We start from the raw sequence: 19,742 nt of genomic DNA, 5'->3' as shown, positions 1-19,742 counted from the left end.
GACGCAGCTTTCTGACGCAACGCTCCGACTCCGTTCCGGCTCAGCTCTGGCCGAGGAACTCCTCGCGCCCGTCCGCCAGCTGCAGGTCGATCGCGGCACGCAGCGCCGGCCACGCGGCCAGCTCCGGGTCCGTCTCGACCAGTGCCTGCGCGTCGTCGCGCGCCCGGTCGATGACCGCACCGTCGCTGACGATGCGCAGGAACCGCAGCGTGCCGCGCTTCCCGGACTGCGCCGAGCCCAGGACGTCGCCCTCCCTGCGCAGCTCGAGGTCGACGCGCGCCAGCTCGAACCCGTCGGTCGTCGCTGCCAGCGCACCCAGCCGCTGGGCGGCGACGGTGCCCTCGGGAGCGTCCGCGACGAGGAGGCACAGGCCCGGGGCGCTCCCCCGGCCCACCCGGCCACGCAGCTGGTGCAGCTGCGAGAGGCCGAAGACGTGAGCGTCGAGGATCACCATGATCGTGGCCGCGGGCACGTCGACGCCGACCTCGATGACCGTCGTCGACACGAGCACCGGGGTGCGTCCGGAGGTGAAGTCCGCGATGGCCCGGTCCTTCTCCTCGCTCGTCATGCGCCCGTGCAGGAGGCCGACCGCCGCGCCGCCCAGACGCGGATCGTCCCGCAGCGTCTCGGCGACCTCGAGGACGGCGCGCAACGGCTTCCTGGGTGCGCGCTGCGCGGCGGCCTGCGCCTCCCCGACGGTGGCCGGCTCGTCGGGGACCATCTCGGCACCGTCAGCAGCGTCAGCACCGTCGGCCTCATCGTCGGCGTCGATGCGCGCGCACACCACGAACGCCCGCCCGCCGCGCTCGACCTCCTCGCGCACCCGGTTCCACGTCCGGTCCATCCAGGGCCGGTTGTCGGCCGGGACCACGTGGGTGGTGATGCCGCTGCGACCGGCCGGGACGTGCCGCAGCTCCGAGATCTCCAGCTCGCCGAACACCGTCATCGCCACCGTGCGCGGGATCGGCGTGGCGGTGGTCACCAGCAGGTGTGGCGCGTTCGCGGCCTTGGCCTGCAACCGACCCCGCTGCTCGACGCCGAACTTGTGCTGCTCGTCGATGACCACGAGCCCGAGGTCCGCGAACTGCACCGGGTCCGACAGCAGCGCGTGCGTGCCGACTACGATCCCCGCCTGACCGCTCGCCGCCTCCAGCAGGTTGCTGCGCCGCTCCGCCGTGCTCTGCGCGCCGGTGAGCAGAGCCACCCGGGTGCCGATCTCCGAGCCGCCCAGCAGACCACCCTCGGCCAGGTCCCCCAGCAGCGCACGCAGCGTGCGGACGTGCTGCGCAGCGAGCACCGACGTGGGCGCCAGCAGCGCCGCCTGTCCGCCTGCGTCGACCACCTGCAGCATCGCGCGCAGCGCCACCACGGTCTTGCCCGAGCCGACCTCCCCCTGGAGCAGCCTCTGCATGGGGTGCGACCGCGCGAGGTCGGCGGCGATCTGCTCCCCTGCGGCGACCTGCCCGTCGGTGAGGACGAACGGCAACCGCGCGTCGAAGGCCTCCAGCAACCCCCCAGACCGGGCCGGGCGGGCTGTCGACTCCTCGCGCTGCGCGTGGGCTCGACGACGGGCCAGCTCGACCTGCAGGACGAAGGCCTCCTCGTACCGCAGCCGCGCCTGGCCCTTGCGCCAGTCGTCCTCGGTCTGCGGGACGTGGACGCCCCGCAGGGCGCTCCAGCGCGACGCGAGGTGACGCTCGGCGCGCACGACGTCCGGCACGGGGTCCGGTACGTCTGCCTCGGTCAGGGGCGCCAGGACCTCCCGCACCTTTGCTCGGATCTTGTCCGACTCCAGCCCGGCGGTCGCCGGGTAGATCGGGATCGGCCACTCGGCCTCCTCGAGCGCCACAGCCTCGTCGACCTCGTGCCTGAAGATCGCGTACGTGGGGTTGGCCAGCTGGAGCCGCCCGCTGAACACGTTGATCTGCCCCGAGAAGAGCCCGAGCGACCCTGGCACCAGGCGCTTGACGTGGAAGTCGGCCGCACCGCGGTGCGGCATGAAGATCACGAGGTCGAGGGTGCGAGCGCCGTCCGTGACCTTGGCCTCGACCCGCGGCTTGCCCGTCTTCTGCGCCAGCCGGACCTCCGCGCTGCGCACCTGCGCGACGAGCGAGACGTTGCGACCCACCGCCAGGCCGGCGATGTCCGTGACCTCCCGCGAGTCGGCGTAGCGCCACGGGTAGTGGGCCAGCAGGTCTCCGACCGTCTCGATGCCGAGGGTCGCGAGCTTCTTCAGCTCGGCGGGCTTCCCGGGCACCCGCTCCTCGAGCGCCTCGACGTGCGTGTGCACGCTGTCGTGGTACCGGATCCCCTTGCTCGTCGCCACGGTCAGTCCAGCCCGAGCACGAGCGCGGGACCGTGCCCTGTCGGTCCGACCACCGTCGCCTCGAGGCTGGGGTGGTGCGCCGCCAGGTGCGCGACGAGGGCGTCGAGGAGCTCCCCGTCCGACGTGTCCCGGCCGAGCACCGTGAGGCTCTCGGCCGCGGTCGGCCGTGGCGTCCGCACGAGCGCGTCGACCGCGTCGGTCACGGCTCGCGCGGAGGCGATATCGACGGCGTGCACGTCGAGCCGGGCCAGCGCCGCCTGCGCCGCCGCGCAGCCCTCGGACGTCGGCCCCTCACCGGCCAGGGCCAGCGACCCGACGGCGGCACGGACCTCGTCTGCCGCGTCGAGCACCTCGACGACGACCCCGGGGATCGACACCGCCGTCGCCTCCTGCGCACCCGCACCGGTACCCGGCAGCAGCACCACGTGCGTCGCGCCGGTGTCCGTGACTGCCCGTTCGAGGTGACCGGCCCGGATCGGAGCCTCGGGGCAGCGGACCAGGACGACCGCGCCCGAGGCGGCGTACCAGGTGGCCAGGGAGGCCGCGGCGGTGCACACCACCACGCCCCACCGCTCCCGGCCGTCGGCACGGCCGTGCAGAGCCGACCCGCCGGCGTGCGCCCCGGCCAGGAGCCGGACGAGGACCTGCTCGCGTCGACCCAGCGCTGCGGCGGCGATCGCAGCGGCCGGCTGGTCGGTGTGGACGTGCACGTGCCACCACCCGTCCCCGCCGACCACGGCCACCGAGTCGCCCAGCCCACCCATGCGCGCCCGGAGCTCCGCGCCGGTGTCGATGACGGCGCCGTCGCCCGCGCGGTCGTCGCTGACCAGCAGCATGACCTCGTACGCACCGCCGGCGGACTCCACCGACCGGTGGTGCGCGGCGGCCGAGGGCAGCCAGTCGAGCGGGACGTGCACCGGCCGCTCGTCGCCGACCGCGCGGGCCAGCGCGTCCAGGACGACCAGCAGCGCGCAGGCGCCGGCGTCAAGCACCCGGGCCGCGCGCAGCACGGGGTGCAGGGCGCTGATCCGCCCGAGGGCGCGCAGGGCTTCCGCGACCGCCTCCGTGAGCACCGTCGGGAGGTCCGCACCGGCGTCGGCCGCGGTCGTCGCCGCGACCGCGAGGACGTCGGCCAGCGTGAGCACCGTGCCCTCCTGCGGCTCCACGGTCGCCTCACGGGCGGCCCGGGCGGCCACGGTCAGCGCGTGAGCGACCTCGGGAGCGCCGGCCCGCGCGGGCAGCGCACGAGCGAAGCCCGTCAGGTACTGGCTCACGATGACGCCGGCGTTGCCGCGCGCCGCGAGCAGGGCGCCGCGTCCGAACGCGCGCGCGACGTCGCGGGCCACGGCGTCCGCCGGGAGAACAGCGACCGCGTCGGCACCGCCCACGACGGTGAGCAGGACGTTGGTGCCCGTGTCCGAGTCGGCGACCGGGAACACGTTGACGGCGTCAATCCGGTCCGCCGCCACCTCGAGCGCCACGCGTGCCGCGACCGCCCAGGCGCGCACCGCCGCTGCCTCCAGCAGATCCACCGCACCTCCGCCGTCTCGTTCCGCAGCAGCACCATCATCGCCAGAACCGTCGCCACCGACATCGCGGCACAGACCGTGCAACGGCGGCGACGAGGCACCACCCTGCCTCATCCCACCCACATTTGGGCCGACGTCCCCGATGGGCTAGTCTTGACCGGTTGCCCGGCCTCGCTGGGCGCAGGTGGTGCCCGACGGCGGCCCCCGAATCCACTTCCGGAAACGGTACGGAGACGGTGTCGCACGTGCGCCCCGACCCATGACTTCGCCGCACACGCGGCTCATGTTCCACAAGAGCAACAGGAGAAGACCGTGGCTGCCAACTGCGACGTCTGCGCCAAGGGCCCGAGCTTCGGGCACAGCATCTCGCACTCGCACGTGCGCACGAAGCGGCGCTGGAACCCGAACATCCAGCGCGTGCGTGCCGTCGTCGCGGGGACGCCCAAGCGTCTCAACGTGTGCACGTCGTGCCTCAAGGCCGGCAAGGTGCAGCGCGCCGTCTGACGTCGACCCGACGCATTCGAAGGCCCGCGAGGTTGTCACCTCGTGGGCCTTCGTCATGCCCGATCCGTGTGGCAGGGTGACGTCCATGGTCGAGCAGCTGGACGAGGTGACGATCCGTGTCGCCACCGAGAAGGACGCTTCAGGCATCGCCCGGGTGCACGTGCGGTCCTGGCAGGAGGCGTACGCGGGCATCGTGCCCGACGCGTACCTCGCCTCCCTGGACGCGGACGAACGCACCGCGCAGTGGGGCCGGTACCTGCGCGAGGGCCCGGCGGAGGAGATCCATACCTGGGCCGCCCTCTCGGCGGACCGCGTGGTCGGCTTCGTCACCGTGGGGCCCAGCCGCGACGAGGACGCGCGGCGCGGCGATCGCGAGATCTTCTCCATCTACCTCGACCCGGGGACCTGGGGCCACGGCGTCGCCCGTGACCTCATGCGGACCGTCATCGCCGAGATCGGCGACAAGACCACGGTGACACTGTGGGTGCTCGCGGACAACGAGCGTGCCCGGCACTTCTACCGGCGGCACGGGTTCCAGGCGGACGGCGTGGAACGGTACGACGACATCGGCGGCGCGAGCCTGCTCGAGGTCAGGTACCGCCGCGGCTGAGCCTCACCCCGCGAAGTGGTCCCACCCGGACCGCGCGGGCGCAGGGACCCCGTCGACGCACACCCCGGTGCCCTCCCCCACGCGACCGACGGCGCGGAACGGCGCAGGCAGCACGGAACCCGCCGGGAACGTCGCCAGCAGCCCGTGATCCTCGCCACCGTCCAGGACCCACCGCTCGGCCACGCCACCGAGCTCGGCAGCGACAGTGCGCAGCCGGTCCCGGTCCGCGGCGAACGCGCCCGCGTCCAGGTCGATCCGCACCCCGCTCGCGCGCGCGATCCGGCCGGCGTCGCGCAGCAGCCCGTCGGACACGTCGAGCATCGCGGTGGCTCCCGCGCTCGCGGCGACCGGCCCGGCGGCCAGCGGTGCGACCGGACGCAGGTGGGCGCCCACGAGCGCGCGGTCCAGCTGCCCGCGGCCCGCCTCCAGCAGCGCGAGACCCGCCGCAGACCAGCCGGCGACCCCGGCGTGGGCGACGACGTCCCCGGCGCGGGCGCCCGAGCGCAGGACCGGCGCGCGTCCGGCGAGGTCCCCGTGCGCGGTGACGGCGACGACGACGGCCGGCCCACCGGACAGGTCCCCCCCGACGACGCCGACCCCGAGCGGGCCGCACTCGGCGGCCAGCCCGCGAGCAAGGCCCTCGACCCACGACGCGGGCAGGTCGCCCGGGACGACCAGGGCGACGACGAGGCTCGTGGGCCGCGCACCCATCGCCGCGACGTCGGCGAGGTTCTGCACCGCGGCACGCCGACCGACGTCCTCGCCCGAGGACCATGCGCGGCGGAAGTGCCGGTCCTCGACCAGCACGTCCGTGGTGACCACGAACCTGCCGTCGGGTGCGGCAAGGACGGCTGCGTCGTCGCCGGGCGCGACGTGCGTGTCGGTGCCCCGCGGGAGCAGCGGGAAGATGCGGGCGAGGAGTGCGTCCTCGGACAGCTCGGCGACGAGGGGGCCGTCGGACGGTGCGGGGGTGTCGGCGGTCACCCGGACACGGTAGAGGTTCGGCGGAGCCGACGGGTTACGGTGACCCGGTGCCAAGGATCCGCCCACGACTGCTCCTGATCCCCTCGGTCGCCGGAGTCGTGGCCCTCGGTGGCTGCGCGGTCGTCGTGCCGGTCGAGGTGGCCCCGAACGCGACCGAGCCGGTGTGCGCGAGCGTCGTCCTGGCGATGCCTGACTCGCTCGGGGACGGGCTGCCGCAGCGGGACACCACCGCCCAGGCGACGACCGCGTGGGGCGACGCGGCGGCACCGATCGTCCTGCGGTGCGGCGTCGAGCCGCTCGGGCCGACGACCGAGCACTGCCAGACCGTCGAGACCCCGGGCGGCGCCAGCGTCGACTGGGTCGTCGTCGAGGGCGAGGACGGCTGGACGTTCACCACCTACGGGCGCGAGCCGGCGGTCGAGCTGCACGTTCCGGCTGAGGTCGCGGCGGAGCGCTCGACGGCGTTCGTCAACCAGCTGGGTCCGGCGGTCGCGCTGACCGAACAGATCCGCTCCTGCGTGTAGTCCGTCAGCGACCGTACTGGGCGGCGACAGGGCAGTCGAAGGCGGCACGGTCGGCCAGACCGACACGGTTGAGGTACTCGACCACGATCTTGTACGACCGGAAGAAGCCGACCTCGGTGTACTTCACGCCGAGCTGCTCGCAGTAGTCCCTCACCACGGGCTGCACGTGCTTGAGGTTTGGGCGGGGCATGCTCGGGAACAGGTGGTGCTCGACCTGGTAGTTCAGGCCACCCATCACGAAGTCGACGGCCGCGCCGCCCTTGATGTTCCGGGACGTGAGGACCTGACGACGCAGGAAGTCCACCTTCAGTCCGGCGGGGATGATCGGCATGCCCTTGTGGTTCGGCGCGAACGAGCCGCCCAGCATGATGCCGAACAGGGCCATCTGCACCCCGATGAACGCGAACGCCTTGCCGGGCGGGAGCAGGTAGAACAGGGCGCCGACGTACACGGCGAGCCGGGTGATCACGATCGGCGCCTCGACCCAGCGGTGCGGCACCGGCTCCTTGGCGAGCAGCAGGCGGACGCTCGAGATGTGCAGGCTCAGTCCCTCGAGCATGAGGAGCGGGAAGAAGAACCACCCCTGGTTCCGACCGAACCAGCCCGAGAAGCCCTTGCGGGTCTCGAGCGCGTCCGCCGTCCAGACGACGACCCCGGGCGCGATGTCCGGGTCCGTGCCCTGCTGGTTGGGTGAGGCGTGGTGCCGGTTGTGCTTGTTGCGCCACCACGAGTGGCTGAGCCCGGCGAAGGCTCCGGCGAGGATGCGGGACGTCCAGTCGTTCCACGCACCCGACTTGAAGATCTGGCGGTGGGCGCTGTCGTGACCGAGGAACGCGATCTGCGTGAGCACGAGCGCGAGCCCGGCGGCGATCGCCAGCTGCCACCACGAGTTGCCGACGAGCACGACGGCGACCCAGATCCCCGCGAACGCGGCGACCGCGGCGATCAGGCGCGTCCAGTAGTAGCCGTAGCGGCGCTTCATCAGGCCCGACTCGCGCACGTAGGCCGCGAGCGCGGTGTAGTCCTGGGCGTTCTTCGCTGCGCGGGCCGGAGCGGCGGGCTGCGGCGAGACAGCCGCGCTCATGCGGCGTGGCCGGGGACGGCGTCGCCGTGCAGGCGACGCGAGGAGGCTGCGTGGGTGGCGTCCATGACGGTCACTACCGATCTGCGGAGAGCCGTCACTGCGTGTCGGCAAGGCGGCGCACACCCTAGCCGGGGTGCGGTGGGCCGCCCGGGGGACGTCCCGATCGTGATGGCGGCGGGCACGGCCACGGTTGTGGTCTCGTCGCCCGATCCGTCACGACCTACGGAAGCGTAACCTGCGCGGCCGATAACGCCCACAGGCTCAGCGCAGTCCAGTAGGACGCGCGAGCGCCAGGCGCAGCAGCTCGTCGACCAGCTCGGCATATCCGACACCGGATGCCTCCCACAGGCGGGGGTACATCGAGTACGGCGTGAATCCCGGCATGGTGTTGATCTCGTTGACGACCACGTCGCCCTCCGGGGTCACGAAGACGTCGACCCGAGCGAGCCCCTCGCACCCGACGGCCTCGAACGTCTGCACGGCCGCGTCTCGCACGGCCGCGACGATCCCGTCGGGCAGGTCGGCCGGGCACGCCAGCGTCACGCCGGCCTCGTCGAGGTACTTCGCCTCGAAGTCGTAGAACGTGCGCCGGGGGTCGGTGACCACGATCTCGCCGGGCAGCGACGCGCGCGCCCGCTCGCCGTCGTGGCCGCCGAGCACTCCGCACTCGATCTCCCGTCCGACGATCGCGGCCTCGACGATGACCTTCGGGTCGTGCACCTGCGCTGCGGCGATCGCGCCCGGCAGGTCTGCCAGGTCGGTCACGCGGGTGATGCCGAGGCTGGAACCGGCACGCGCAGGCTTGACGAAGAGCGGCAGCCCGAGCTCGGCGATCCGCGCCGTCACGCCGTCGGGGTCTCGGTCCAGCTCACCCGGGAGCACCACGCGGAACGGCCCGACGGGCAGGCCGTGGCCGGCGAGCACGAGCTTCATCATGTGCTTGTCCATGCCGACCGCGGAGGCAAGCACCCCGGCGCCGACGTAGCGCACGTCGGCCAGCTCGAGCAGACCCTGCAGCGTGCCGTCCTCGCCGAACGGGCCGTGCAGCAGCGGGAAGACGACGTCGACCTCGCCGAGGACGCGCGGCAGCTGCCCCGCCTCGAGCACCTGGACGTCACGGTCGTCCACCGCCTGCGGGAGCAGCACGTGCGCGGCGGTGTCCTCCACCTGCGGCAGGTGCCCGTCGACGATCGCCCAGCGCTCGGGGTCGTCGTCGGCGAGCACCCAGCGGCCGGATGGCGTGATGCCCACGGCGACGACGTCGTAGCGGTCTCGGTCGATGGCGTGCAGCACGCCGCCTGCCGTCGCACAGCTGATCGCGTGCTCTCCCGAGCGCCCGCCGAACAGGACCATCACGCGGGGGCGGCGGCCGTTCCCGGGCGTCGGGCCTGAGGGCTGGTCGAAGGGCTGGTCGTGGCCCGAGGGCTCGGAGGTGGCGTCCATCGCGCCCGACCCTACCTGGCGGTGACGCGTCGTCAGGGCACCGGCGGCACCGGCCGAGGCATCCGCGGGACAGCCCACGCCGCGTCCGCGGGTCAGCCTCCGGGTGCACCTGCCGGGTAACCTGCGGCGCGTGACCTCCGACCGCATCGACGACCTCTCCCCCGCGACGCTCGTCGTCGCCGCCGGCCGGCCCGGGCGTTCCCAGGGTGCACCGGTGAACCCGCCCCTCGTGCTCTCCTCGACCTTCGTCTCGCAGGGGGTGCCAGGGCCCGGCGAGCCGCTCTACGGCCGCATCGACGCCGCCACGTGGCACCCGTTCGAGGAGGCGCTCGGCACGCTCGAGGGCTCGACACACCCGGCGCTCGTGTTCGGCTCGGGCATGGCGGCCATCGCGGCGGCGCTCTCCCTAGTGCCGCCGGGCGGCCGGCTGGTCCTGCCCCGGCACGCCTACCAGGTGACCCTCGAATACGCGCGTGACCTGCAGGAGCGCCTCGGTGTCGACGTGACCGTGGTCGACATCGACGACACCCCGGCCGTGGTCGCAGCCCTGAGTCAGCCGCGGCCCGTGTCGCTGCTCTGGGTCGAGACGCCGACCAACCCGATGCTCGAGGTCGCCGACCTCCCTGTGCTCGTCGAGGCGGCGCACGCGGTGGGTGCCCTCGTCGGCGTCGACAACACCTTCGCGACGCCCTTGGTCCAGCGCCCGTTCGAGCACGGCGCGGACGTCGTCGTGCACTCCGTGACCAAGTACCTCGCCGGGCACACGGACGTGGTGCTCGGTGCCGCGCTGGCCGACGACGACGACCTGCACGCGCGGCTGCACGCGTACCGCACGCTGCACGGGTCGATCGCCGGTCCGTTCGAGGTGTGGCTCGCCCTGCGAGGTCTGCGCACGCTGGCGTTGCGCGTCGAACGCGCACAGAGCAACGCCGCCGAGCTGGCCCGGCGGCTCAGCGAGCACCCTGCCGTCGCGGAGGTCCGGCACCCGAGCCTGCCCTCGGACCCCGGTCACGAGCGTGCCGCACGGCTCATGGACGGCTTCGGCGCGATCATCGGCGTGCGCCCGCACGGCGGTCCCGAGGCGGCCGACGCCGTCGTCGCCGCACTACGGCTGTGGGTGCCCGCCACGAGCCTCGGCGGCGTGGAGTCGACGCTGGAACGCCGCCGCCGCTTCGCCACCGAGTCGCTCACCGTGCCCGAGGACCTGCTGCGGATGTCGGTCGGCATCGAGGACGTCGAGGACCTCTGGCGGGACCTGGAGCAGGCGCTGCGGTCGATCGAGAGGCCCCTCTAGGCGCCTTCGGCCTTGTGCGGCCGCGCGAGCAGCAGCGCGGCCAGCTGGTCGACCGGCAGGCCCTCGTGGAGCACCTTCACGACCGCCGACGTGATCGGCATCTCGACGCCGAGCGTCGTCGCGAGCTCCAGGACGGACCGGCTCGACTTCACGCCTTCCGCGGTGCCTCCGGTGGCGGAGATCGCCTCGTCAAGGGTCATCCCGCGGCCGATGTGGCCACCGAGGGTGTGGTTGCGCGAGTCGGGTGAGGCGCACGTGGCCATGAGGTCCCCGAGGCCCGCCAGACCGGGGAACGTGTCCGCGTCCGCGCCGAGGGCCAGCCCGAGCCGTGTGATCTCCACGAGCCCGCGCGTGATGACGGTCGCCATCGTGTTGTAGCCGAGTCCACGGCCCTGCGAGATGCCGACCGCGAGCGCGATGACGTTCTTCACGGCACCGCACAGCTCGACGCCGACGACGTCGTCGTTCGTGTACGGCCGGAAGTACCCGGACGCGCACGCCCGCGCCACCAGCTGGGCCGTCGCCTCGCTGGTGGAGGCCACGACGGTCGCCGTCGGCTGCCGGTGGGCGATCTCGAGCGCCAGGTTGGGCCCCGAGACCACGGCGATGCGGTCCATCGGGATACCCAGCGACTCCGCGACGACCTCGCTCATGCGTCGGTCCGTCGACAGCTCGACGCCTTTCATCAGCGAGACGGCGACGGCGTGGCCCGCGACGGCGTCGGCCAGGGGCACCAGGGTGACGCGCGCGCTCTGCGACGGGATGGCGATCGCGACGACGTCGGCGCCGGCGAGCACCGCGCGGGCGTCGTTCGACGCGGTGACGCGGGCAGGTAGCCGGACACCCGGCAGGTACGCCTCGTTGCGGTGCTCGTCGGCGATCTGCCGGCAGACCTTCTCGTCGCGCCCCCACACCGTCACATCGCACCCGGCGTCGGCCATCACGGCTGCGAACGTGGTGCCCCAGGCACCAGCGCCCAGCACGGCAGCCTTCAGCCGCGGGGCGCCCGGGACGGCCGGCCGGTCCTGCGCCACCTGGTCCGCCGTCACGGCAGCTCGGGGTGGGTCGCGTGGTCGCCGCCGACCCTCTTCTCGCCCTGCGCGAGCGGCTTGCGCATGTCGTAGCGGATCGCCGGCGGCTCCTCATCGCGCACGTCGGCCAGCAGGGCTGTGATGGCATTCATCACGCGCTCGGTGGCCTCGCGCAGGGTGGCGGCGTCCTGCGGCCGGCCGTACAGGTCGTCCAGCGCCACCGGCGGACCGGCCACGACGGTGATCAGCTTGCGAGGGATCGGCTTGAGCAGCTTGCCGTAGCGGGCCAGCAGGAGCTGCGGGCCCCACTGGGCGACGGGGATGACCGGGGCCTGTGTGGTGAGCGCGAGGCGCGCGATGCCGGTCTTGCCGACCATCGGCCACAGCTCGGGATCCCGCGTGAGCGTGCCCTCGGGGAACACGGCGACGACGTCACCGTCGCGGATCGCGGTGACCGCTGCGGTCAGCGACTCCCCCGCCGACGTGGTGTTCCGGTAGACCGGGATCTGACCCGTCGCGCGCAGCACGCCCGCGAGCACCGGGACCTTGAACAGGGAGGCCTTGGCGAGAATCTTCGGAGCGACGCCGTTGTCCCACAGGAAGTGCGCGAACGTCAGCGGATCGATGTTCGTCATGTGGTTCGAGGCGACGATGAACCCGCCCTCGCGCGGGAAGTTCTCGGTCCCGCTCCAGTCGTGGCGCGTCATCGCGCGCAGGACAGGCCGCAAGATGTGAGCGACGTTGCGGTAGGCGCGATTCGATCTGGCCGGCGGTTGCACGGGAGCCGATGCTACCTGTCAGTCGCGGCTGAACTCGGCGCCGAGCGCCTCGAGCTTCGCGGTGAACCGCTCGTACCCGCGGTCGATGAGGCTGATGCCCCGCACCGACGAGGTGCCCTTGGCCGCCAGCGCCGCGATGAGGTGACTGAAGCCACCGCGCAGGTCCGGCACCTCGATGTCCGCGGCGGCCAGCGGCGTCGGGCCGGAGATCACCGCGGAGTGGTAGAAGTTGCGCTGCCCGAACCGGCAGGGCCGCCCGCCCAGGCACTCCTTGTACACCTGGATGGTCGCCCCCATGCCGACGAGGGCCTCGGTGAAGCCGAACCGGTTCTCGTAGACGGTCTCGTGGACGATCGACAGGCCCTTGGCCTGGGTCAGAGCGATGACGAGCGGCTGCTGCCAGTCCGTCATGAACCCGGGGTGCACGTCCGTCTCGAGCGTGATCGAGCGCAGGTCGCCGCCGGGGTGGAAGAACCGGATGCCTGTGTCGTCGATGGCGAACTCGCCGCCGACCTTGCGGAACGTGTTGAGGAACGTGGTCATCTCGGGCTGCGTCGCGCCGCGGACGTAGATGTCGCCGCCGGTCGCGAGCGCTGCCGACGCCCACGACGCCGCCTCGATCCGGTCGGAGAGCGCCGTGTGCTGGAAGCCGACCAGCCGGTCGACGCCTTCGATCCGGATCACCCGGTCCGTGTCGACGGAGATGATCGCGCCCATCTTCTGGAGCACGTTGATCAGGTCCAGGATCTCGGGCTCGATCGCCGCGTTGGCGAGCTCGGTGACGCCCTCCGCCCGGACGGCGGTGAGCAGCAGCTGCTCGGTGGCACCGACGCTCGGGTAGGGCAGCGCGATCTTGGTGCCCTGGAGTCGCCGCGGGGCACGGATGTGGATGCCGTTGTCGGTCTTCTCCACGACCGCGCCGAACTGCCGCAGGATGTCGAGGTGGTAGTTGATCGGCCGGTCGCCGATCCGGCAGCCGCCCAGGTCCGGGATGAAGGCCTCGCCGAGCCGGTGCAGCAAGGGACCGCAGAACAGGATCGGGATACGGCTCGACCCCGCGTGGGTGTCGATGTCCGCGACGTGTGCCGACTCGACGTCCGTGGGGTCGAGGTGCAGCACGCCGGCCTCGGCGTCCGCGTCGACCGTCACGCCGTGCAGCTCCAGCAGCCCGGTGACCACGGCGACGTCGCGGATCTGCGGGACGTTGCGCAGCACGCTCGGCGTCTCTCCGAGCAACGCCGCGACCATCGCCTTGGAGACGAAGTTCTTGGCCCCGCGGACAGTGATCTCGCCCGAGAGCGGGTTGCCACCGTTGACGTACAGCAGATCGGTCATCGGACCATCGTCTCCCACGCGCGCGCGTGCTCCTGGCCGCACCCGCACCGGCACGCCGGACGGGTGCGAAACCTTCACGGGACTGCGCCGGACGTCACTTCTTCTTGGCGTGACCCTTGCCGGACTTCTTCTTGGACTTGGTGTCGGCCTTCTTCTTCGCGTCGGCCTTCTTCTGCTTCGCGTCAGCCTTCTTCGCGTCGACCCGCTTCTTGGCGTCGGCCTTCTTCGCGGCGTCCGCCCGCTTCTTGACGTCGGCCTTCTTCGCCTCGGCCTTGGCCTTCGCCTTCGCGCTCGCCCCGACGCCGGCCGACGACGTGCCCGACGGCTTCGGCGTCGGTGCCGGCGCGGCCGGTGCGACCACCGCTGCCGGCTCCGGCGCAGCCAGCCCTTGCAGGGAGCCCAGGTCCGCGACGGCTCCGAGGGGCTCACCGGCGCCTGCCGCGACCCGCGACCGCAGCGTGGCCCCGGGGTGGAACCGCGCCACCGTCGTCGCGGCCACCTCGAGCGCCTCGCCTGTCCGCGGGTTGCGTCCCGTACGAGCGGCGCGAGCGGTGGCCTCGAACGTCCCGAACCCGGTGAGCGTCACGCGCTCGCCAGCGGCGAGCGCGGTGGTGATCTCATCGAGCACGGCCTCCACCGCCGCGGCGGCGGCAGCCTTGGAGGCGCCTCGCGCGGCGATCCGGTCAGCGATCTGCGACTTGCCCGGCATGGTGATCCTCCCTCGGCCGGCGCGCACTGCACCGTGGCCCAGCCCACACGCTAGTCACTGTCCCCGCCCGGCGGGTCGCTTCGTCGGCGACCCGCCGGACCGAGTCAGGGCCGGCGGCCGATCTCGACCGGCACGCCGGCCGGCCGTGCAGCCACGATCTCGACCGGCGGCAGGTGCTTGGCCGGCAGGGTGGCGGGGCGCCACGGCTCACGACGCGCCTCGAACGCGGAGATCTCGTCGGCGTGCTCGAGCGTCAGCCCGATGTCGTCGAGGCCCTCCATGAGCCGCCAGCGCGTGTAGTCGTCCACCTGGAACGGCACGACGACGTCGTCGCAGGTGATCGTCTTCGACGCGAGGTCCACCGTCACCTCGGTGCCGGGGCGCGTCTCGAGGATCTTCCAGATGAGCTCGATGTCCTCCTGGGCCGCCTGCGCCGCGAGCAGACCCTGCTTGCCGGAGTTGCCGCGGAAGATGTCCGCGAACCGGTTCGAGATGACGACCTTGAACCCGTAGTCCTTGAGCGCCCACACGGCGTGCTCACGCGACGAGCCGGTGCCGAAGTCGGGCCCGGCGACGAGCACGGAGCCGCTCGCGTACGCCTCCTGGTTGAGGACGAACGACGGGTCACCGCGCCAGGCGGCGAACAGCGCGTCCTCGAACCCGGTGCGCGTCACGCGCTTGAGGTAGACGGCCGGGATGATCTGGTCCGTGTCGACGTTGCTGCGGCGCAGCGGGACCCCGACGCCGGTGTGCTGGCTGAACTTCTCCATCAGTCTTCTCGCTTCCTTGATCAGACCGTCTGGAGGTCCGTGAGGGGGCTGCCGTCGGGCGTCGGAGCACCCGTGTCGAGGTCGGCGTAGGACGACAGCGTGCCGCGGATGGCGGTCGCGGCGGCGACGAGCGGCGAGACCAGGTGCGTCCGGCCACCCTTGCCCTGGCGGCCCTCGAAGTTGCGGTTCGACGTCGAGGCCGAGCGCTCCCCCGGCGCGAGCTGGTCGGGGTTCATGCCCAGACACATCGAGCAGCCGGCGTTGCGCCACTCAGCGCCGAAGTCGAGGAAGATCTTGTCGAGCCCCTCGGCCTCCGCCTGGAGCCGCACGCGAGCCGACGCAGGCACGACGAGCACGCGCACGTCGTCGGACTTGTGCTTGCCGCGGATGACCTTGGCCACCGAGCGCAGGTCCTCGATCCGGCCGTTGGTGCATGAGCCGATGAAGACCGTGTCGACCTTGATCTCGCGCAGCGGCTGCCCCGGGGTCAGGCCCATGTACTCGATGGCGCGCTCGGCGGCGACGCGCTCGTTGGCGTCGGCGATCTCCTCCGGCACCGGCACGGAGCCGGACAGCGGCAGACCCTGGCCCGGGTTGGTGCCCCACGTGACGAACGGCTCGAGGTCCTCCGCCTTGAGGATCACCTCGACGTCGAACTCGGCGTCGTCGTCCGTCTTCAGCGTGCTCCAGTACGCCACGGCGGCGTCCCAGTCGGCGCCCTCGGGCGCGTGAGGGCGGCCCTTGAGGTAGTCGAACGTGGTCTGGTCGGGCGCGATCATGCCCGCGCGGGCGCCTGCCTCGATCGACATGTTGCAGACCGTCATGCGAGCTTCCATCGACAGCGCGCGGATGGCCTCGCCGCGGTACTCGAGCACGTAGCCCTGGCCGCCGCCGGTGCCGATCTTGGCGATGATCGCCAGGATGATGTCCTTGCTCGTCGCACCCGGCGGCAGCTCGCCGTCGACCGTGATCGCCATCGTCTTGAACGGCGCGAGGGGCAGCGTCTGCGTGGCCAGCACGTGCTCGACCTCGCTGGTGCCGATGCCGAACGCCAGGGCGCCGAACGCTCCGTGGGTGGACGTGTGCGAGTCGCCGCAGACGACGGTCAGGCCGGGCTGCGTGAGACCCAGCTGCGGTCCCACCTGGTGGACGATCCCCTGGTCGGCGTCGCCGAGCGAGTGGATGCGCACACCGAACTCGGCGGCGTTGTTGCGCAGGGTCTGGATCTGCGTGCGGCTGGTCTCGTCGGCGATCGGCCGGTCGATGTCCAGCGTGGGGGTGTTGTGGTCCTCGGTCGCCAGGGTGAGGTCCGGGCGGCGCACCGGGCGACCCGCGAGACGGAGGCCCTCGAACGCCTGCGGGCTCGTCACCTCGTGCACGAGGTGGAGGTCGATGTACAGGAGGTCGGGTGCCCCGTCGGTGCCCCGTCGCACGACGTGCGCGTCCCAGACCTTCTCCGCCAACGTGCCGGCCATCTTCTCGGTCCGTTCTCTCGTTCGATCTGTCGGCCAGGAGTGTGGTTTTCCCGGCTCATGTGCCGTCGTACTTGCATCTCAGCCTGCGAGACGCCAATATCGACCTATGGACAACTCTAGCGGAGTCGGCGTGCTGGACAAGGCCGCGTCCGTTCTCAGCGCCCTCGAGGCAGGCCCGGCCACGCTCGCGCAGCTCGTCACCGCCACCCATCTTGCTCGACCCACGGCCCACCGGCTCGCCGTTGCGCTCGAGCACCACCGTCTCGTGGCGCGCGACATGCAGGGTCGGTTCGTGCTCGGCCCGCGACTCTCGGAGCTGGCCACGGCGGCCGGCGAGGACCGCCTGCTCGCCGCCGCCGGCCCCGTGCTCGCCGCGCTGCGCGACCACACGGGCGAGAGCGCCCAGCTCTACCGCCGCCAGGGTGACCAGCGCATCTGTGTCGCGGCCGCCGAGCGCCCGATCGGCCTGCGCGACTCGATCCCGGTCGGCGCCACCCTCACCATGCACGCCGGATCTGCCGCCCAGATCCTGCTCGCCTGGGAGGAGCCGGACCGCCTGCACCGCGGACTGCAGGGCGCCAAGTTCACCGCGACCATCCTGTCCGGCGTCCGCCGCCGCGGCTGGGCGCAGTCGGTCTCCGAGCGCGAGGTGGGCGTCGCATCGGTGTCCGCACCCGTGCGCGGCCCGTCGGGGCGCATCGTCGCCGCCGTCTCGGTCTCCGGACCGCTCGAGCGTCTGTCCCGTCAGCCCGGCCGGCTGCACGCTGCCGCGGTCGTCTCGGCGGCCAACCGGCTGACCGAGGTCCTGCGACGGACGGCGGACTGACGTGGCCGTGCGTGGCGCCGCCGCGTCGCGACGGCGTCTGCGCCGACGCGTCGCGCTCGTCGCAGGCGGTGCGGGGCTGGTCCTGGGCGTCGTTCTCGCACTCCTGGGCGGCGGTGACGCCGGCGATGCCGTGGTCACCGGCATCCTCGTCGGCGCGATCGCGGCTCTGATCGGCTGGGGCGTCGTCGCACTCCTGCCGACGTCGTCGCACGGCCCGCCCGGCCAGCACTGAGGCCTGCGGACGTCATCACACCGCCCGCGCCGAGACCCACACATGCTCCGAGCACGCCGGGAGCATGTGTGGTAACGCGAAAGGCCCGGTCACCGTGGTGACCGGGCCTTCTCGACGTACCCCCGACCGGATTCGAACCGGCGCTACCGCCGTGAGAGGGCGGCGTGCTAGGCCGCTACACAACGGGGGCCTATACGCTGCTCGGCCCGCGGGCCTCGCTTGCGAGTGAACACTCTACCCGATGCTCCGAGGAGATCAGGCCAGCGGTGCTCGCGCTGGTGGAACGCTGGGGTACCAGGACTCGAACCTAGACTAACTGAACCAGAATCAGTCGTGCTGCCAATTACACCATACCCCATGGGGGTATGACGCCCGGAGCTCGAAGGTCGCCTGGCGGGGCGGACCAACGCGCATCCGGACGTCGTACCGGCGGTGAACACTACCCGAGCGCCAAGGCCGGGTCCAACTGGCACCCCGTCACGTGACGAAGCACACTCCCCCCTCAGCGACAGCGACCGGCCGCCTCAGCGCGGAACGTCCCCGAGCTCCGAGGCGTCGTACCAGAGCAGGTCTCGCTCGTCGAGGCGTCCCGCCGCGTCCTCGTCCCCTCCGGCGGCCAGAGCGACGTCGGTCGCTGCCGCAGGCTCGTCGACGTGCGCGCAGATGACGTCAGCCTGCGGCACGGCCCGTGTCAGCTCCACCGCGCTGGGCACGTCGTCGGCGTCGAGCACCATGACGACCGCTGCGTCGGCGACATCCACCGACACGACGCACCGCAGCTGCGGTGCGTCCGGTCGCTCGCCCAGGAGCGCGAGCGAGTCGTCAGCGGCTGCCAGCTGCGCGGCGTACTCCAGGCCCTCGTCGTCCTCGTCGGAGAACATCTCCCGCAGGGCCGGCGTCACGGCGTGGGCGCGACGCGCCGTCAGCGGTCCGGACTCGGGATCGAGCTCGTCGAGGGAGGCAGGTAGGTAGATGCGCACGGGGCCAGTGTGCCTCGTCCGCGCGCCACCGCCGGGGCTCAGGCGCTCACGGTCTCCCCGACGGGCTCCTCGACGGGGGCGGCCACCAGCAGCGCATCGATCCGCGACGCCATCCCTGCCAAGGCGCGTCGCACGGGCGACCCCGGCGCCGCCTCCCGCAACGTCTGTGCCTCGAGCAGGGCCGTGTCCAGGGCCGGACGGTCGTCGGGCACCAGGTGCGCGTCGGTGACCCCCGCGTAGCGCGCCAGCGCCTGACCGACCGCATCCCCGGGGTGCGGGCCAGCCACGGACGCACGGACCCGGTTGACCAGCACGAACCGGGTGCTGCCCAGCCCGAGGTCGGTGAGCTCGCCCAGACCGCGGACCAGGCGCTGGATGCCGACCGGGTCCCCCGCACCGACCACGAGCACGACGTCGGCCGCCTCGAGGGCGCTCAGCGTGGCGGCGTTCCTGCGGGGCGCCCTCGTGTCGTAGCTGAGCGCCTCGTCCTGCTCCAGGCAGAAGCCGCAGTCGATCACCGTCCACTCGGCGAGACCCCGCGCGACGGTCCACACCGCATCGAGCGACGACGACGGGAGCTCCGGCCACCGGTCGGCCCGCGAGATGCCTGACAGGACCCGCAGATCCGGCGCGATCGTCGGGGTGAGCCGGGCCAGCGTCATCAGGTCGAGAGTGCCCTGCCCTGCGGCGCGGGCCGCTGCCGCGAGCCCTGGTGCCTCGTCCAGCATGCCGACCACCTGCGCGACGCTCCCGCCGTAGGTGTCGGCGTCCACGAGCAGCGTCCTGCGCCCGGCAGCGGCGAGCTCCGCGGCCACGTTCACCGCCACCGTCGTACGGCCCGGAGCGCCCGTCGGACCCCAGACGGCCACGACGAGCCCGCGCGCAGGGCGGCGGACGACGTGCTCGTCGGGCCGCCCCGGCGCCGTCGCCTCGTCAGGCGCGCCGCCGAGAATGGCGAGCGCCTCCCGGACCACGTCCCCTGCGGATGCCTCGTCGTGCGGAGCGACCGCCACCAGGTCGGTACCGAGCGCCGCCAGCCGCTCACCGAGCCACGGGCGCGTGGCGTCGGCGATGCCCACCACCCGGACCCCGGCCCGGTGCAGCAGCTCGATCGCCTCACGGTCGAGCAGGTCGAGGTCACCCGACACGACGGCGAGCCGCCCGAGCCCGGCCTCGGCGGCCGCGAGCAGCTCCGTGAGGTCGGCGCAGCGCCTCGTCACGCTGAGCCGACCGCCCGTCCGCTCGACGGCCTGGACGATGATCGCCTCCGCCGACCCCTGGACGGCACAGAGCACCCCGACGGCCAC

Annotated in this window: 19 protein-coding genes and 2 tRNA genes; 6 read left to right on the top strand and 15 right to left on the bottom strand. The window is 72.7% G+C overall.

The genetic code is table 11. The features are described 5' to 3' along the window. Positions 1-40: 40 nt before the first annotated feature. Both ASG23_RS10950 and ASG23_RS10945 read right to left on the bottom strand, forming a co-directional pair. On the bottom strand, positions 41-2,326 hold the full coding sequence (locus ASG23_RS10950; RefSeq protein ID WP_327019468.1) for an ATP-dependent DNA helicase RecG: 2,286 nt from the start codon (positions 2,324-2,326) through the stop codon (positions 41-43). 2 nt (positions 2,327-2,328) lie between these two features. Continuing rightward, the gene (locus ASG23_RS10945; RefSeq protein ID WP_056024281.1) at positions 2,329-3,858 is read right to left on the bottom strand and encodes a DAK2 domain-containing protein; all 1,530 of its coding nucleotides are present in this window, start codon (positions 3,856-3,858) and stop codon (positions 2,329-2,331) included. 309 nt (positions 3,859-4,167) lie between these two features. Here ASG23_RS10945 and rpmB point away from each other — a divergent pair, with 309 nt between their 5' ends. Both rpmB and ASG23_RS10935 read left to right on the top strand, forming a co-directional pair. Further along, positions 4,168-4,359, top strand: coding sequence for a 50S ribosomal protein L28 (gene rpmB, locus ASG23_RS10940; protein ID WP_029289091.1), 192 nt, complete (start codon positions 4,168-4,170; stop codon positions 4,357-4,359). 85 nt (positions 4,360-4,444) lie between these two features. After that, positions 4,445-4,969, top strand: a complete 525-nt coding sequence (locus tag ASG23_RS10935; RefSeq protein ID WP_056024278.1) for a GNAT family N-acetyltransferase — start codon at positions 4,445-4,447, stop codon at positions 4,967-4,969. A gap of 3 nt (positions 4,970-4,972) precedes the next feature. Here ASG23_RS10935 and ASG23_RS10930 read toward each other — a convergent pair whose 3' ends face one another. Further along, positions 4,973-5,953, bottom strand: coding sequence for a thiamine-phosphate kinase (locus ASG23_RS10930; protein ID WP_056024275.1), 981 nt, complete (start codon positions 5,951-5,953; stop codon positions 4,973-4,975). Positions 5,954-6,000: 47 nt separating this feature from the next. Between ASG23_RS10930 and ASG23_RS10925 the strand changes: the two genes are divergently transcribed. After that, on the top strand, positions 6,001-6,477 hold the full coding sequence (locus ASG23_RS10925) for a DUF3515 family protein (protein ID WP_056024272.1): 477 nt from the start codon (positions 6,001-6,003) through the stop codon (positions 6,475-6,477). A gap of 4 nt (positions 6,478-6,481) precedes the next feature. Here ASG23_RS10925 and ASG23_RS10920 read toward each other — a convergent pair whose 3' ends face one another. Continuing rightward, the gene (locus tag ASG23_RS10920) at positions 6,482-7,561 is read right to left on the bottom strand and encodes a fatty acid desaturase family protein (protein WP_056024269.1); all 1,080 of its coding nucleotides are present in this window, start codon (positions 7,559-7,561) and stop codon (positions 6,482-6,484) included. A gap of 261 nt (positions 7,562-7,822) precedes the next feature. Then, a complete protein-coding gene (locus tag ASG23_RS10915; protein ID WP_056024267.1) occupies positions 7,823-9,004 on the bottom strand; it encodes a D-alanine--D-alanine ligase family protein in 1,182 nt (393 codons plus the stop codon). A gap of 130 nt (positions 9,005-9,134) precedes the next feature. On the opposite strand from ASG23_RS10915, the gene ASG23_RS10910 reads away from it, so the two are divergent. After that, a complete protein-coding gene (locus tag ASG23_RS10910; protein ID WP_056024639.1) occupies positions 9,135-10,298 on the top strand; it encodes a trans-sulfuration enzyme family protein in 1,164 nt (387 codons plus the stop codon). Here ASG23_RS10910 and ASG23_RS10905 read toward each other — a convergent pair. The 6 genes from ASG23_RS10905 to leuC all read right to left on the bottom strand — a co-directional run bounded on the left by ASG23_RS10905 (position 10,295) and on the right by leuC (position 16,397). Next, a complete protein-coding gene (locus ASG23_RS10905; protein WP_082516069.1) occupies positions 10,295-11,347 on the bottom strand; it encodes an NAD(P)H-dependent glycerol-3-phosphate dehydrogenase in 1,053 nt (350 codons plus the stop codon). The two genes, ASG23_RS10910 and ASG23_RS10905, sit on opposite strands and share 4 nt — an antisense overlap. Continuing rightward, positions 11,344-12,108 (bottom strand): lysophospholipid acyltransferase family protein, encoded by a 765-nt coding sequence (locus tag ASG23_RS10900; RefSeq protein WP_056024265.1) that lies wholly within the window; start codon positions 12,106-12,108, stop codon positions 11,344-11,346. Before ASG23_RS10900 ends, ASG23_RS10905 begins: the two co-directional genes overlap by 4 nt. An 18-nt stretch (positions 12,109-12,126) precedes the next feature. Further along, positions 12,127-13,443 (bottom strand): UDP-N-acetylglucosamine 1-carboxyvinyltransferase, encoded by a 1,317-nt coding sequence (gene murA / locus ASG23_RS10895; protein ID WP_056024262.1) that lies wholly within the window; start codon positions 13,441-13,443, stop codon positions 12,127-12,129. 94 nt (positions 13,444-13,537) lie between these two features. Further along, positions 13,538-14,152: an HU family DNA-binding protein gene (locus ASG23_RS10890; RefSeq protein WP_056024258.1), complete on the bottom strand. Its 615-nt coding sequence runs from the start codon at positions 14,150-14,152 to the stop codon at positions 13,538-13,540. A 104-nt stretch (positions 14,153-14,256) separates the two neighbouring features. Next, complete coding sequence (gene leuD, locus ASG23_RS10885) at positions 14,257-14,922, bottom strand: 3-isopropylmalate dehydratase small subunit (RefSeq protein ID WP_056024255.1); 666 nt, start codon at positions 14,920-14,922, stop codon at positions 14,257-14,259. Positions 14,923-14,942: 20 nt separating this feature from the next. Beyond that, the gene (leuC, locus tag ASG23_RS10880) at positions 14,943-16,397 is read right to left on the bottom strand and encodes a 3-isopropylmalate dehydratase large subunit (protein ID WP_056024251.1); all 1,455 of its coding nucleotides are present in this window, start codon (positions 16,395-16,397) and stop codon (positions 14,943-14,945) included. A gap of 106 nt (positions 16,398-16,503) precedes the next feature. On the opposite strand from leuC, the gene ASG23_RS10875 reads away from it, so the two are divergent. Beyond that, on the top strand, positions 16,504-17,223 hold the full coding sequence (locus ASG23_RS10875) for an IclR family transcriptional regulator (RefSeq protein ID WP_028046824.1): 720 nt from the start codon (positions 16,504-16,506) through the stop codon (positions 17,221-17,223). A gap of 1 nt (position 17,224) precedes the next feature. Further along, a complete protein-coding gene (locus ASG23_RS10870) occupies positions 17,225-17,455 on the top strand; it encodes a hypothetical protein (protein WP_056024248.1) in 231 nt (76 codons plus the stop codon). 117 nt (positions 17,456-17,572) lie between these two features. Here ASG23_RS10870 and ASG23_RS10865 read toward each other — a convergent pair. The 4 genes from ASG23_RS10865 to ASG23_RS10850 form a co-directional block, all read right to left on the bottom strand. After that, positions 17,573-17,645, bottom strand: a tRNA-Glu gene (locus ASG23_RS10865). 96 nt (positions 17,646-17,741) lie between these two features. Then, positions 17,742-17,813, bottom strand: a tRNA-Gln gene (locus tag ASG23_RS10860). Between the two features lie 166 nt (positions 17,814-17,979). Further along, positions 17,980-18,435, bottom strand: coding sequence for a DUF6912 family protein (locus tag ASG23_RS10855; RefSeq protein ID WP_056024245.1), 456 nt, complete (start codon positions 18,433-18,435; stop codon positions 17,980-17,982). 38 nt (positions 18,436-18,473) lie between these two features. Then, positions 18,474-19,742, bottom strand: a complete 1,269-nt coding sequence (locus ASG23_RS10850) for an AAA family ATPase (RefSeq protein ID WP_056024240.1) — start codon at positions 19,740-19,742, stop codon at positions 18,474-18,476.

It is taken from the genome of Cellulomonas sp. Leaf395, from assembly GCF_001424125.1.
Lineage (GTDB): Bacteria > Actinomycetota > Actinomycetes > Actinomycetales > Cellulomonadaceae > Cellulomonas.
Note: the sequence above shows the minus strand (reverse complement) of the source record. Positions and strands in the feature narration are given on the sequence as shown.